This window comes from Rhizobium sp. 42MFCr.1 (assembly GCF_000377185.1).
Taxonomy (GTDB): Bacteria; Pseudomonadota; Alphaproteobacteria; order Rhizobiales; family Rhizobiaceae; genus Rhizobium; species Rhizobium altiplani.
This window is the reverse complement of record NZ_KB897820.1, coordinates 232299-246069: the sequence shown is the minus strand read 5'-3', so window position 1 is coordinate 246069 and position 13771 is coordinate 232299. Positions and strand designations below refer to the sequence as shown.

Genomic DNA, 13771 nt, shown 5'->3' with positions numbered 1-13771 from the left:
TCCATGATCAAGCTGAAACGTCGTGCGTTTCTGGCCGGGACCTCGGCCGTTCTGATTTTGCCTGCACTGCCGGCTCTTGCGACCGGCTACACGGAAGCGGACGTCCTCAAGGAAAAGGTTTCGAGCGGCGCGCTGCCACCGGTCACGGATCGGCTGCCGGCAAACCCGCTCGTCGTCAAACCGGTAGAAAGTGTCGGAAAATACGGGGGCGACTGGAATATGGCACTGGTCGGCGGCGGATCGCTCTCCATGCTCTTCCGCTATCAGGCCTATGAGCCGCTGCTTCGTTATACGCCGGATTGGTCAGGCGTCGCCCTCAACGTCGCGGAAGCCTTCGATGGCGATGCCGAATCCAAGGTCTATACGATTCGCCTTCGCAAGGGCATGAAGTGGTCGGATGGCCAGCCCTATACGACGGCCGACGTCAAGTTCTGGTATGATACGGTCCTGACCGACAAGCGCGTCGCCGTTACCAGCCAGGGCCACTGGAAGACAGCCGGCAAGCCGGCCAAGCTTGAAGTGGTCGACGAACAGACCTTCAAGGTGATCTTCGAAAAACCTAACGGTATGTTTCCGCTCCAGGTGGCCTGGGCCAACAACGACCACACGACCCGCTGTCCGAAACATTATCTCGAACAGTTCCATATAGACTACAATCCGAAGGCCGACGAACTGGCCAAGCAACGTGGCTTCGAAAGCTGGATCGCAGCCTTCCAGGCGGCGTCCGGGTTTCAGGATGACAACGCATTCTTCCTCAATTCCTCGAAGAAGCCCTGCCTCAACGCCTGGATGTTCACAACCGCGCCCGGCGAAAATACCGAACGCGTCATTGCCGAACGCAACCCCTTCTATTGGAAGGTCGATACCGCGGGCAATCAACTGCCCTATATGGACAGGATCGTCTACCAGATGGTGGCGGATCCGCAGGTATTGCTTCTGAAGGCCATGCAGGGCGAGATTGACCTGATGGACCAGTATATCGCGACGCCGAATAATAAATCGGTGCTTTACGATGCCCGTGAGCAGGGCGGCTACGACTTCTACACGCTGACCTCGACAGAGGCCAACGTGATGAACTTCATCTTCAACCTGAACCATAACGACGCGACCAAACGGAAGCTCTTCCGGAACAAGGATTTCCGCGCGGCTCTTTCGACGGCGCTTGATCGCCAGACGCTGATCGATGCCGTCCTCGTCGGCCAGGGCGCGCCGGCCCAGCCCTCGATCAAGCAGGGAGATCCGCTCTATAACGAGCAGCTCGCCACGCAGTTCACCTCGTATGATGTCGACAAGGCGAATGCCATGCTCGACCAGATCATACCGAAGCGCGATGACCAGAACTTCAGGTTGGACGACCAGGGCCGGCGCCTGACGATCATCTTCGAGATCGACCAGGCTCGTGCGATCTTCCTCGATCTCTTCCAGTTGGTCATCCCGATGTTCCAGGCAGTCGGTATTGATGCGCAGATGCGCACGATGGACCGTTCGCTTTGGGAAACCCGCGTCCGCCAGGGCCGCGATTTCGATGCCACGGCCCACCAATTCGGCGCCAATGGCGGTGTCGCCGCAATGCTCGACCCGCGCTACTATGTGCCGACGGATTCAAACGCGATGTATGCCCCGGCCTGGCAGCTCTGGTATCTCGACCGAAACAATGAAAATGCGGAAGAACCGCCGGAAGAGACCAGGAAGCTGCTCGAGCTTTACGACAAGCTGAAGGCGACCGCCGACCCCGCAGGTCAGCAGGAAGTCATGAAGAAGATCCTGCAGGGCGCTGCCGACAACTTCTACGTCTTCGGTGTTTCGCAGCCCCCGGACGGCTACGGCATCGTCAAGAACAACATGAAGAATATCACGCGGACCATGCCGAATTCCTTCGGTTGGCCCACACCCGCTCCCACCATGCCGGAGCAATTCTACAAGGCCTGACGGTCTTTCAGGATCAGACATGTATCCGACGCCGGCCGACCTGGGCCGGCGGCAGATCCCTCGTTGCCTTTTTGCCAAACGATTGGATGAACCGATGCTCGATGCCAGAAGACAAAACACCGGAACGCTCCGGACACCGGACTGGTTCAAGGACGCGACCCGCTGGACCCAGCTGACCTTCGTCGAGGACGACCCGGAGAAGTACGACCCCGCCTTCTGGGTCGACGTCTTCAAGCGCACGAGATCCAATGCAGTCTGCCTTAGCGCCGGCGGCTACATCGCCTACTATCCGAGCGAAGTGCCCTATCACTATGTCAGCAAATATCTCGGCGACAAGGATATCTTCGGCGCGCTCGTCGATGCGGCCCGCAAGCTCGACATGCATGTCATGGCTCGTGTCGACCCACACGCAATCCATGACGATGCCGCCAGGGCCCATCCGGAATGGGTGATGATCAACGCCGACGGGACGCCGCGCCGCCATTGGGCCTATCCCGATGTCTGGGTGACCAATGCCTATGGCGACTACAATACCGTCTTCATGCCCGAGGTCGTCAAGGAGATCGTCCGCAAATACGATATTGACGCGGTCTTTGCCAATCGCTGGCAGGGGCATGGCGTCGACTATAGCGAAGACAGTGCCCGCCGCTTCAAGGACATGTTCGGCCATGACCTGCCAAAAAAACCGGATGCGGAAGATCCGGCTTGGCAGGCCTGGGTACAGTGGCGCCGCCGGGTCCTCACCGACATGATCGCCCAATGGGACGATGCGGTAAAGGCGATCCGCCCGCATGCGAGCTTCATTCCGAACATGGGCGGTGCCTCGCTGATGGAATTCGACCTGTCGGTCATTGCCCGCCATTGCCCCTTCCTCGTTGTTGACCACCAGGGCCGCAAGGGCCTGGAGCTCGGCTGGTCGGCCGGACGCAATGGCAAGCGCATCCGCGCCACCTTTCCGGATCGCCCTGTCGTCCTCATCACCTCGATCGGTCCGGAGGAGGAATATCGCTGGAAGGATGCGGTCACGTCCGGCGAGGAGATGCAGCTCTGGATCAATGACGGCACAGCGCATGGCCTCTATGCCTGGTTCACCAAGTTCAACGGGGTGGTCCCGGACGAGCGCTGGGTCGAGCCTGTCGCCGACGCCTTCGCCCTGCAGGCGGCAGTCGAGCCGGTGCTCGAAAGCATGAAGCCCGCTGCCGAAATCGCCGTCATCGACCCCTCCACGACGTTGCGCCACTGGGCGCCGGAGGAGCGGCCCAACGCCGAAAAGCACGATCTCGGCTTCTACCACGCCCTGGTCGAGGCCCGCCTGCCCTTCGAGCTTCTCTCGGACCAGGTTCTGACGAAGGAAAATCTCGACCGCTTCAAGCTCATTATCCTCGCCAACGCCGCCTGCCTGTCGGACGAGCAGAACGCTGCGGTCCGCGCCTATGCCGAACGCGGCGGCAGCGTGATCGCTTCCTACGAGACCTCGCTGCGCGACGAAACCGGCAGGCAGCGCCAGGAATTCGGTCTCTCCGAGTTGTTCGGCGCCAAATTCGTCTCCGGACCGCGTGGCATCGTCAAGAACACTTACGTGGCGCTCTCCGGTGATCATCCGATCAACGAAGGCTACGAAGGCGCCGAACGCATCATGGGCGGTACACGGCTTCTCCACGTCGAGGCCACGAACGGCTCCAAGACCCCGTTCCTCTACGTGCCCGACTTCCCGGATCTGCCGATGGAAGAAGTCTATCCGCGCAAGGCGCCGGAGGGTGCCGCGGTCATTGCGCGCGAGACAGGCATGGGTGGCCGCGCTGTCTATATTCCCTGGAACATCGGCGAAATCTTCTGGGAGGTCTTTGCGGTTGACCATGCCCGGCTGATCGCCAATGCCGTCCACTGGGCACTCGGCAAGACGCCGCGCGTCACTGTCATGGGTCCTGGTGTCGTTGATCTGGCCCTTCGTGAAAATTCCGACGGCATCGCGCTTAGCCTCTTCAACCTCACCAATCCGATGATGATGAAGGGACCGATCCGCGAAAATTACCCTCTGGCGGCGCAGACCGTTTCGGTGGAAATTCCTGCCGGCAAGTCCGTGGCGCGCGCCTGGCTTGTCGTTGCCGACCGTGCCGCAAACGTCAGCGTCAAGGATGGCCGTGCACAGGTGGAGGTGCCGGGGATCGAGCGGCTGGAGGTGCTGCACCTCACCTGGAAATGAGGTGCAGCGCGCAGAGGAGCGCTTTCGGCCGCTGCCGGCCGGGAGCGGATGAATATCCGACGAAGGCGCAAGGGCGCTCTCAACGGGAGGAGATACATTCCGATGCTTGGCTATATCTTCAGGCGCGTGCTCTACATGATACCGACCCTGTTCGGCATGTCGCTGATCTCGTTTCTGATCATCCAGCTACCGCCGGGTGACTATCTCACCTCGATGATCGCGACGATGAGTGACAGCGGCCAGGCCGTCGATCCGGCGCAAATCGAACGGTTGAAACAGATCTACGGCTTCGACGACCCCTTCTACGTCCAGTACCTGAAATGGATGTGGGGAATTGTCAGCCGCGGCGACTTCGGCTGGTCCTTTGAATGGAACCAGCCCGTCTCGGGCCTGATCTGGGCGCGTATGGGCTCAACGCTGGTCATCTCGCTGCTGAGCCTCCTCTTCGTCTGGATCGTATCACTGCCGATCGGAATCTATTCTGCAGTGCGCCGCCATTCCATCGGTGATCACGTCTTCACTTTTTTCGGCTTCATCGGCCTTGCCGTGCCAAACTTCATCCTGGCGCTGACGCTGATGTATATTGCCTACAAGTATCTTGGCCTGAGTGTTGGCGGGCTGGTCTCGCCCGAATATGCAGAAGCACCCTGGAACCTCGCCAAGATCGGCGATTTTCTCACCCATCTCTGGATTCCGATCATCATCATCGGCGCATCCGGAACGGCGGCGATGATTCGCATCCTGCGCGCCAATCTGACGGACGAACTGCACAAGCCTTATGTCATTACCGCCCGCGCCAAGGGCCTGCCGGAATACAAGGTCATCCTCAAATATCCCGTTCGCATCGCGCTCAACCCCTTCGTGTCGGCGATCGGTTGGGTGCTGCCGCATCTTGTCTCGGGCGTGACGATCACGGCTATCGTTCTCAATCTGCCGACCTCCGGCCCCCTGCTTTTCCGGGCGCTGGTCGCACAGGACATGTACCTCGCCGGCAGCTTCATTCTGCTGCTCTCCGCGCTGACCCTCGTAGGCATGCTTTTGTCGGATCTGCTGCTTGCGCTGCTCGATCCGCGCATCCGGTTCGATTGAGGAGAGGCCGATGAGCACGCACGAAACATTCGGAACCCATACCGGCCCTCTTCATATCGTTGCCGAGGGTCCGTCGATCAGTCCACTGAAGCAGGGCAAGACGGTCTCGACCGCCGCAGTCGGTCCCTGGCGGTTGATCGCCGGCAAGCTGATCCGCCAGAAGGTGGCGATAGTCGCCGGCGTTATCATTCTCCTGCTTTATCTCGTCGGCCTCTTCGCCGAATTCCTGGCCCCCGGGCTGCCTTCGACCTCCAGGCCGCAATTTACCTATGCGCCGCCGCAGGGCTTGAGTTTCTTCATGACCAGGCCCGACGGCAGCTCCGAGTTCAACTTTCATGTGAAGGGCTACAAGGTCGAGATCGACAAGGTGGCGCTCAGGCGCACCTTCGTCGTCGACGATACCAAGGTCGTGCCGATCGGCTTCTTCGTCAAAGGCCCGGCCTACAAGCTCTGGGGTCTCATCCCGATGAGCAGACGCTTGATCGGCCCGATCAACCCGAACGATCCAATGTATCTGCTCGGCGCCGACCGGCTCGGCCGCGACGTGCTCTCGCGGCTGATCTACGGCACCCGCGTCTCCATGTCCATCGGGCTTGTCGGCGTTGCCATGTCGCTGATCCTGGGTGTCGTACTTGGCTCGATCTCCGGCTTTTTCGGTGGCTGGGTCGATACACTGATCCAGCGTGTCATCGAGGTGGTAAGTGCCATGCCGACCATTCCGCTCTGGCTTGGGCTCGCGGCGGCGATCCCGCTGACATGGTCGCCGGTCAGTGTCTATTTCGTCATCACGATCATCGTCTCGCTGCTCGGCTGGACAAGCCTTGCCCGCGAAGTGCGCGGGCGTTTCCTGGCCCTGCGCAGCGAGGATTTCGTGACTGCGGCAAGGCTCGACGGATCAAGTGAAGCGCGGCTGATCTTCCGCCATATCCTGCCGTCGCTGACGAGCCATATCCTCGCCGTCGTGACGCTCGCCGTGCCGACGATGATCGTCGCGGAAACGTCTCTCTCCTTCCTTGGCATCGGTCTGAAGCCGCCTGTGGTTAGCTGGGGCGTGCTGCTGCAGGACGCTCAAAACATCCGCACGGTCGCCACCGCACCCTGGCTGTTGATCTGGCCGTCGCTGGCAGTGGTCGTCGCGGTGCTCTCGTTCAACTTCTTTGGCGACGGCCTGCGCGACGCCGCCGACCCCTATGACAATTGAGGAGGAAGCTATGACCGACCTTCCCGATGACGTTGTCCTGTCCGTCGAAAATCTCTCGATCGATTTTCGGCTGCGCACCCATATCCTGCACGCCGTCGAGAATGTGAGCTTCCAGCTCAAGCGGGGCCAGACACTTTGCCTCGTTGGTGAAAGCGGCTCCGGCAAGAGTGTCACCGCCCGCTCGCTGCTGCAGATCGTCGACAGCCCCGGACGCGTCGTCGGTGGCCGGATCCTGCTTCGCAATGGCAGCGCCATCACCGATATCGCGACGCTTTCACCTGCCAGCAGCGCCATGCGGGCAATTCGCGGCCGACGCATCGGCCTGATCTTCCAGGAGCCGATGAGTTCCCTGTCGCCGGTCCACACCATCGGCTCGCAGATCGTCGAAGCCGTACGCCTGCACAGCAACCTCGACAAGGCGGCGGCGCGCGCCCGTACAGTCGAACTGCTGCGCCAGGTCGAAATCCCGAATCCCGAAAAGATGGCCGATCGCTATACGTTTGAATTCTCGGGCGGCATGCGCCAGCGCGCCATGATCGCCATGGCACTTGCCGGCAATCCCGATATCCTGATCGCCGACGAGCCGACGACGGCGCTCGACGTCACGACCCAGGCTGAAATCCTCGATCTCATCAAGCGCCTGCAGGTGGAGCGTGGCATGGCGATGCTGCTTATCACCCATGACATGGGCGTGGTCGCCGAAGTCGCGGACGAGGTCGCTGTCATGCGTTTCGGAAAGATCGTGGAGCGCGGCCCGGTCGACCCGATCTACCACGCGGCCGAACATCCCTATACGCGCCAGCTCCTCGCCTCGACAGTCAAGCTCACCCATCACGTCGAAAGGAGGTCGCCGGCAATCGCGCTGTCGGCTGAGGCGCCGAAGCCGGTCCTTTCGGTGCGCAATCTCGGCAAGACCTTCGGCTGGCACGGCAACGCCAACACGCTTCGTGCCGTCGACGACGTCAATTTCGATCTCTATCCGGGCGAAAATCTCGGCATTGTCGGCGAAAGCGGCTCCGGCAAGACAACGCTCGGCCGGCTCATCCTGCGCACTGTCGAACCGACCACGGGCAGCGTCATCTACCACGGCAAGGGCGGAGAGGAGGTCGACGTCACAAAGCTCGGCAAGAAGGAACTGCGCGGGTTCCATCGCGAGGTACGGCTGGTCTTCCAGGACCCATTCGCCTCGCTCAACCCGCGCATGACGGTAAAGGAGGTGATCGGCGATCCCCTCATCGTCAACGGACTCGCCAAGGGCAAGGCGCTGGAACAACGGGTCGCCGAGCTCATGCGGCTCGTCGGTCTCGATCCGTTGGGCATGGAGCGCTATCCGCATGCGTTCTCCGGCGGTCAGCGGCAGCGTATCGGCATTGCCCGCGCACTGGCGCTCGATCCGCGCATCATCATCGCCGACGAGGCGACATCGGCGCTCGATGTCTCCATCCGCAGCCAGATCCTCGATCTGCTGCTCGATATCCGCCAGCGCCTGAATCTCAGCTTCATCTTCATCTCGCACGACATTTCCGTGGTTCGCTACTTCTGCGACCGCGTCGCCGTCATGCATCGCGGCAGGATCGTCGAACTCGGCGAAGCCGAGCAGATTTGCACCGCTCCGCGGGAAGCCTACACCAAGAGCCTCATCTCCGCCGTTCCCAATCCCGATCCACGCGACAAGCGCATGTTGCACCGGCATCGTTTCATCGCGCCTGCCAATGCATAAGGACCTTCCAGTGCCGAAATTCTCCGCCAATCTCTCCTTTCTTTACCAGGAACTTCCCTTCCTCGACCGCTTTGCCGCCGCCGAAAAAGACGGCTTCTGCGCGCTCGAATATCTCGGTCCCTACGCCGAGCCGAAGGAGAAGGTCGCAGACGCCCTGAAGGCAAGCGGCCTGAAGCAGGCGCTCTTCAATGTGCCCTCCGGCGACTGGGCTGGCGGCGAACGCGGCATTGCCTGCCTGCCTGATCGCATCGACGAATTCCGCAACGGCGTCACGCTCGCACTCGATTATGCCAAGGCCCTCGACTGCCCGCAGGTCAACGTCATCTCCGGTCTCGTGCCGAAGGGCGCCGAACCCCAAGTGCTGGAGAGGGTTCTGGTCGACAATCTGAAATATGCTGCCGCACGCGCCGCCGATGCCGGCGTGAAGCTGCTGATCGAGCCGATCAACCTGCGCGACATTCCCGACTTTTTCCTGTCGACGACGGAACATGCCGAACGGATCCTCGACAAGGTCGGCTCCGGAAATCTCTACATCCAGTACGATTTCTACCATATGCAGATCATGCAGGGTGACCTGATCCCGACCTTCACGCGGCTGCGCGACAGGATCGCGCATGTCCAGATCGCCGACAATCCCGGCCGCAATGAACCGGGCAGCGGGGAGATCAACTACCGTTTCATCTTCTCTGAACTCGACCGCCTTGGCTACGACGGCTGGGTCGGCTGCGAATACAAGCCGAAGGCCGGCACCAGCGAAGGCCTCGGCTGGATGAAACCCTATCTCGAGTCAGCCGAAGTGGAGATGATATGAATATCGGATTTATCGGACTGGGTGTCATGGGCCGCCCGATGGCGGAGCATCTGATCGATGCCGGCCATACTCTGCATCTGAGCCGAGTGAAGGAAAACTCCCAAAAGCTCGTCGCCAGGGGTGGCAAGTCCGCAGCCAGCGCAAAGGCGGTAGCGGAAGCCTCCGACATCGTCATCCTCATGCTGCCGGATACGCCCGATGTTGAGGCGGTGCTTTTCGGTCCGGACGGCGTGGCATCCGGCCTGACCGCGGGCAAACTCGTCATCGACATGAGCTCGATCTCGCCGGTGGCCACCAAGGCTTTTGCCCGTCGCATCGAGGCACTCGGCTGCGACTATCTCGACGCGCCCGTTTCCGGCGGCGAAGTCGGCGCCAAGGCCGCCTCCCTGACGATCATGGTCGGCGGAAAGCAGCATGTCTTCGAGCGCGCTCGACCGCTGTTCGAGAAGATGGGCAAGAATATCACATTGATCGGTGGTGTCGGCGATGGCCAGACGGCCAAGGTCGCCAACCAGATCATCGTCGGGCTGACAATCGAGGCGGTTGCTGAAGCCCTTCTCTTTGCCCGGTCCGCCGGCGCCGATCCGGCCAAGGTTCGCTCTGCGCTGATGGGCGGCTTTGCTTCCTCACGTATCCTCGAGGTACATGGCGAACGCATGGTCACGGAAGCCTTCGAGCCGGGGTTCCGCATCCGTCTGCACCGCAAGGACATGACACTGGCCGTCGACGCTGCCCACGCCCTTGACCTCTCGCTACCCAACACCGCTGCAACGCAGCAGCTGATGAACGCCGCGATTGCCAATGGCGACGGCGAGCGTGACCATTCCGCCCTCATCCGAACGCTGGATCTTCTTGCCGGAGGTCCGCGCTAAAGGAACCGCTCAAAACTAACCCCGGACATTCATCGTCGTTTGCCCTGACCGGAGCGGGTCTCCGGACGCCGAAGGCATGTCTGGACGTGATTGAAAAGGACAGGACAATGCTCAGAAACGATATCCAGTTCCCTTATGGCGCCGTCTATTTCCGCAAGTCCAACCCGCCCCCCGAAGATTGGGAGCGCGACTACACGACGGCCCGTGAAGACGGCCTCAATATCTTCCGCCACTGGTTCATGTGGAGCGCGATCGAAACCGCACCCGGCATCTACGACTGGGAGGAATACGATCGCCAGATGGACCTTGCCGCAAAGAACGGCATCAAGACGGTCATTGCCGAACTGATCCATGCCGTGCCCGACTGGGCGGTGCGCAAATATGCCGATGCGCTTCAGGTCAATGCCGACGGCACGAAACTCGGATCCTACATGGGCGTCTCGGCGGCCACCGGCGGCTTTTCCAACAATGGCGGCGGCGCCGGCGCCTTGACGCTCAACTGCCCGGAGGTGAAGGAAGCGGCCGGCAAATTCCTGACGGCGCTTGCCTCCCGCTACAAGGATCATCCAGCGATCTACGGCTACGATGTCTGGAACGAGTGCAACTATTCCGCCGATGTCGATTACAGTTCCTACGCCAAGGCTGCCTTCCGCATCTGGCTGGAGAAGAAATATGGCAGCCTGAAAGTGCTGGCGAAGGCGTGGAATCGCTACAGCTATGCCGATTGGGCGGATATCGAGCCGCCGGCTCATATGGCGCCTTACCCCGAATGTATCGACTGGCTGCAGTTCAAGCGCGACAATTTCTATGACCAGATGCAGTGGCGCATCGACACCATCCGCGCCGTCGATCAAAAGAACGTCATCGCCGCACACGGCATCTCCGGCTCGATCCCCAACATGGCGTCGAACGGCTGCGACGACTGGCTTGCCGCCTCCAAGGTCGAGGTCTACGGCTTCACCTGGATTCAGGCCCGCAAGGGTACTGAGCCCTGGAAGACCTGGTACGGTGTTGACATCAATCGGGCCGCGGCCCGCGGCAAGCCCTTCTGGCACGCCGAGCGTCAGGGCGGGCCGCTCTGGCTGCAGCCCCAGGTGATCGGCCGCGACAAGGAGGACGGCCGCGTTGCCGAGCCCGAGGATATCCGCATCTGGAGCATGACCTCGCTTGCCGGAGGCGCGCGCGGCGTGCTCAACCTGCGTTGGCGCCCACTGCTCGACGGTCCGCTCTTCGGCGCCTTCGGCGCCTATGGCATGGATGGTTCGCGCACGTCCCGGTCGGAGATGCAAAGCGCCATGGCAAAATGGGCGAACGACCCGGCGCGAGCCGCTCTCTGGGAAGCCAAGCCTATACGCGGCGAGATCGGCATCCTCGTCGTGCGCGAGACCCAGGAATGGGATTATCTGCTGAATTACGACCGCAAGGAAAAGCCCTATCCGGAGGCCATGTGGGGCGCCTATCGCGCTTTCCTCGACAGCGGACTCCAGCCGGACTGGGTGCACATCGACGATATCGACGCCTATGATTTCCTCTATTTCCCCTACCCCATCATGTTCACCGCGAAGCAGGCGGAGCAACTGAGAGCCTGGGTGGAAAAAGGCGGTACGCTGATCGCCGAGGCGTGTCCCGGTTATTTTGGCGATCGCGGTCGTGTGGGCACCGTGCAACCGAACCTTGGCCTCGACGCGGTCTTTGGTGCGCATGAGGAAACAGTCGAGTTCATGCCCGATATCGGGGACCGCATCCATTTCGACATGGACGGCCTTCCGGTTGACGGCGGCGGCCTTCTGCAATCCTACCGCCTGGCCGGCGGGACCGGCCGCGGCCATTTCACGGACGGCCGCCTTGCCATCGTCGAGAACAGATACGGCAAGGGCCGTACGCTTCTGATCGGTACCAATCCCTCGGTCGCCTATTACCGCACCGACGGAAAGAAGAACGGCGCATTCTTCGCCGCCCTGCTGGCCTGGAGCGGCCGCGCGAAGCACGTGACACTCGATAACAGCAATCTTTTTGCCAGAGTACACAAGGGTGAGAAAGGCAGCTTCCTGTGGCTGGTCAATCCAACACGGACATCTCAGTCAACGAAAGTGAAGCTCGCCGAAGGTCTGGGCCAGCCCGACATCGCCGGACCTGTCTGGCCGGTCAACCATATCCATGGTGACGGCAATATCGAGGTGTCGGCTCGCGACGTGTTGATCCTCCCTCTCCGTCCGAAGTCCGTTTCGCAATGGTAGCCGGGTCATTGGCTCCCGCGGGTCGGCCAGCAGTTCGAGGAAGTCGCACGGTGGGCCTGTTGCATATCGGCCCTTGACGATCTTGACCCCGCGTCTTTTCGCTGGTCGGAAGGACGCGCCGGTGGCCTATCGAACATCGGCGCGATCGCTGTCCTTCTCTACGACCTATAGTCCGGCGCCGTCACATCAAGTCTGCGCTTGACGCTTTCCAGGTGCAAGCGGGCGCTTTCTGGGTCGCCTTCCCGCATCTGCTTTGCAGTGGCAGCGGCAATTTCCGGCTTTACCGGAAGCAAGGGTCGTCCTGTGCTCATGGCCTTCACCTGAGCCTCCGCCGCCCGTTCCAGATAATAGAGATCGTCCCAGGCCTCCGCGATGTTAGGCGCGCAGACCATGACGCCATGGTTCTTCATAAAGAGAATATCCTTGTCACCAAGAACGGTCGCCAGACGATCGCCTTCCCGCTCATCGAGCGCAAGACCGTGATAGTCCGTGTCAACCGCGGTGCGTCCATAGAACTTCAACGCGGTCTGTCCGGCCCAGACAAGCGGTTCCCCTTCGATCATGCTGAGCGCCGTCGCATTCGGCATATGGGTGTGAAATGCCGCGCTAATGCGCGGCGCCATCTTGTGCAGGCGGGCATGAATGAAGAAGGCCGTCGCCTCCGGTTCACCATCGCCGGACAGCACATTGCCGTCGAAATCACAAATCAGGAGACCGGAGGCGGTTGCCTCCTCGAAGGCCCAGCCGAGCCGGTTGACAAGAAACAGGTCGGCATGTCCCGGCACGAGAGCGGAGAAATGATTGCATATCCCCTCTTCGAGGCCATGCCGTGCGGCTGCCCTCAGACAGGCGGCCAAATCCACACGCGCCTGCCATACCTCCTGCGCGTCGAGGTCGGTGTTTCGCAGTATTGCCGGTGCGGACTGTCCGCGCTTGAGTTCATGGGCCATGACAAAATCTCCCTAAAAACAATTGGCCCTATTCCATCCAGCCTGCGGCGGAAAGCAAGTCGGGAAGCTCGTCAAGTCGGGCAATAATTGCGTCTGGCGCGTAGTCGGCAAGCGGCTTGCGGCCGGTTCCGCGGTCGACCCATACCGTTTTGAAGCCAAGCTCCCTCGCCGCAGCGAGATCGAGATGAGGGCTCGCACAAACATGAACCAGTTGTTGCTTTTCGACACCAAGCTCTTGCCAGGCATATTGGAATATCTGTTTTGTCGGCTTGTAGGCTCCGGCCTGCTCCGCCGTGATCACCCGATCGACCCAACCGCCGAGTTGCGCAACATTTCCGGCTATGATCGCATCGTCCGTATTGGAGATAATGGCAAGTTTGAACCCCGCCGCCTTCAGTCTGGCCAATGTCTCAACCACCTCTGGAAAAGGCGGCATGCGGCTGATGGATGAGGTGAGAAGATCCGCGTCGCCGGGCGATATCTCGAGGGAGAATTCCTTCATCGCCAGCGCAAGTGCGGCCGCGCTTACATCCTGGAACGAACGGTGTGGACGCTCCGCCTCGAGCCGATGCTCGTGCCGGTCGTACACGGCAATGAAGGCATCCCGGTCGATCGATTGCTGATTTCCCGCGAGGATCCTGTCCATTGCCGCAAGCAACCCTTCGTCCCACTGGATAAGGGTGCCATAGCAATCGAAGGTCAGCCATTTCGGGTGCGGTCCTGAAAGTGTCATCTCGGTCTCCTGATTGTTTCCAAACA

Annotated in this window: 10 protein-coding genes; 8 read left to right on the top strand and 2 right to left on the bottom strand. The window is 60.9% G+C overall.

Features of this window, described 5'->3' with window-relative positions:
- Positions 1 to 3 precede the first annotated feature (3 nt).
- From C934_RS0105150 to C934_RS0105115, 8 genes are all read left to right on the top strand, one after another.
- Entirely contained in the window at positions 4 to 1929 is a 1926-nt protein-coding gene (locus C934_RS0105150) for an ABC transporter substrate-binding protein (protein WP_018855637.1), read from the top strand.
- 94 nt (positions 1930 to 2023) lie between these two features.
- Positions 2024 to 4132 carry a family 10 glycosylhydrolase gene (locus C934_RS0105145; RefSeq protein ID WP_026371567.1) on the top strand — a complete coding sequence of 703 codons (2109 nt, stop codon included), beginning with the start codon at positions 2024 to 2026 and terminating at the stop codon, positions 4130 to 4132.
- Between the two features lie 102 nt (positions 4133 to 4234).
- Positions 4235 to 5221 carry an ABC transporter permease gene (locus C934_RS0105140; RefSeq protein ID WP_018855635.1) on the top strand — a complete coding sequence of 329 codons (987 nt, stop codon included), beginning with the start codon at positions 4235 to 4237 and terminating at the stop codon, positions 5219 to 5221.
- A 10-nt stretch (positions 5222 to 5231) separates the two neighbouring features.
- The gene (locus C934_RS0105135) at positions 5232 to 6422 is read left to right on the top strand and encodes an ABC transporter permease (RefSeq protein WP_018855634.1); all 1191 of its coding nucleotides are present in this window, start codon (positions 5232 to 5234) and stop codon (positions 6420 to 6422) included.
- 10 nt (positions 6423 to 6432) lie between these two features.
- On the top strand, positions 6433 to 8142 hold the full coding sequence (locus C934_RS0105130) for an ABC transporter ATP-binding protein (protein ID WP_018855633.1): 1710 nt from the start codon (positions 6433 to 6435) through the stop codon (positions 8140 to 8142).
- Between the two features lie 10 nt (positions 8143 to 8152).
- Positions 8153 to 8953 carry a 2-oxo-tetronate isomerase gene (gene otnI / locus C934_RS0105125; protein ID WP_026371566.1) on the top strand — a complete coding sequence of 267 codons (801 nt, stop codon included), beginning with the start codon at positions 8153 to 8155 and terminating at the stop codon, positions 8951 to 8953.
- Positions 8950 to 9825 (top strand): 2-hydroxy-3-oxopropionate reductase, encoded by an 876-nt coding sequence (locus C934_RS0105120; protein ID WP_018855631.1) that lies wholly within the window; start codon positions 8950 to 8952, stop codon positions 9823 to 9825. The genes otnI and C934_RS0105120 overlap by 4 nt, the downstream gene beginning before the upstream one ends.
- A 107-nt stretch (positions 9826 to 9932) precedes the next feature.
- The gene (locus C934_RS0105115) at positions 9933 to 12062 is read left to right on the top strand and encodes a beta-galactosidase (protein ID WP_018855630.1); all 2130 of its coding nucleotides are present in this window, start codon (positions 9933 to 9935) and stop codon (positions 12060 to 12062) included.
- Between the two features lie 158 nt (positions 12063 to 12220).
- On the opposite strand, the gene C934_RS0105110 is transcribed toward C934_RS0105115, so the two are convergent.
- Together C934_RS0105110 and C934_RS0105105 are read right to left on the bottom strand one after the other, a co-directional pair.
- The gene (locus tag C934_RS0105110) at positions 12221 to 13012 is read right to left on the bottom strand and encodes an aldolase (protein WP_018855629.1); all 792 of its coding nucleotides are present in this window, start codon (positions 13010 to 13012) and stop codon (positions 12221 to 12223) included.
- Between the two features lie 28 nt (positions 13013 to 13040).
- Positions 13041 to 13745: a haloacid dehalogenase type II gene (locus C934_RS0105105; protein ID WP_026371565.1), complete on the bottom strand. Its 705-nt coding sequence runs from the start codon at positions 13743 to 13745 to the stop codon at positions 13041 to 13043.
- Between the last annotated feature and the right edge of the window lie 26 nt (positions 13746 to 13771).

Bases quoted from the DNA above. Each gene is read 5' to 3' on its own strand.
- C934_RS0105150 (WP_018855637.1), top strand. From the start codon at position 4: ATGATCAAGCTGAAACGTCGTGCGTTTCTGGCCGGGACCTCGGCCGTT.
- C934_RS0105145 (WP_026371567.1), top strand. From the start codon at position 2,024: ATGCTCGATGCCAGAAGACAAAACACCGGAACGCTCCGGACACCGGAC.
- C934_RS0105140 (WP_018855635.1), top strand. From the start codon at position 4,235: ATGCTTGGCTATATCTTCAGGCGCGTGCTCTACATGATACCGACCCTG.
- C934_RS0105135 (WP_018855634.1), top strand. From the start codon at position 5,232: ATGAGCACGCACGAAACATTCGGAACCCATACCGGCCCTCTTCATATC.
- C934_RS0105130 (WP_018855633.1), top strand. From the start codon at position 6,433: ATGACCGACCTTCCCGATGACGTTGTCCTGTCCGTCGAAAATCTCTCG.
- C934_RS0105120 (WP_018855631.1), top strand. From the start codon at position 8,950: ATGAATATCGGATTTATCGGACTGGGTGTCATGGGCCGCCCGATGGCG.
- C934_RS0105115 (WP_018855630.1), top strand. From the start codon at position 9,933: ATGCTCAGAAACGATATCCAGTTCCCTTATGGCGCCGTCTATTTCCGC.
- C934_RS0105110 (WP_018855629.1), bottom strand. From the start codon at position 13,012: ATGGCCCATGAACTCAAGCGCGGACAGTCCGCACCGGCAATACTGCGA.
- C934_RS0105105 (WP_026371565.1), bottom strand. From the start codon at position 13,745: ATGACACTTTCAGGACCGCACCCGAAATGGCTGACCTTCGATTGCTAT.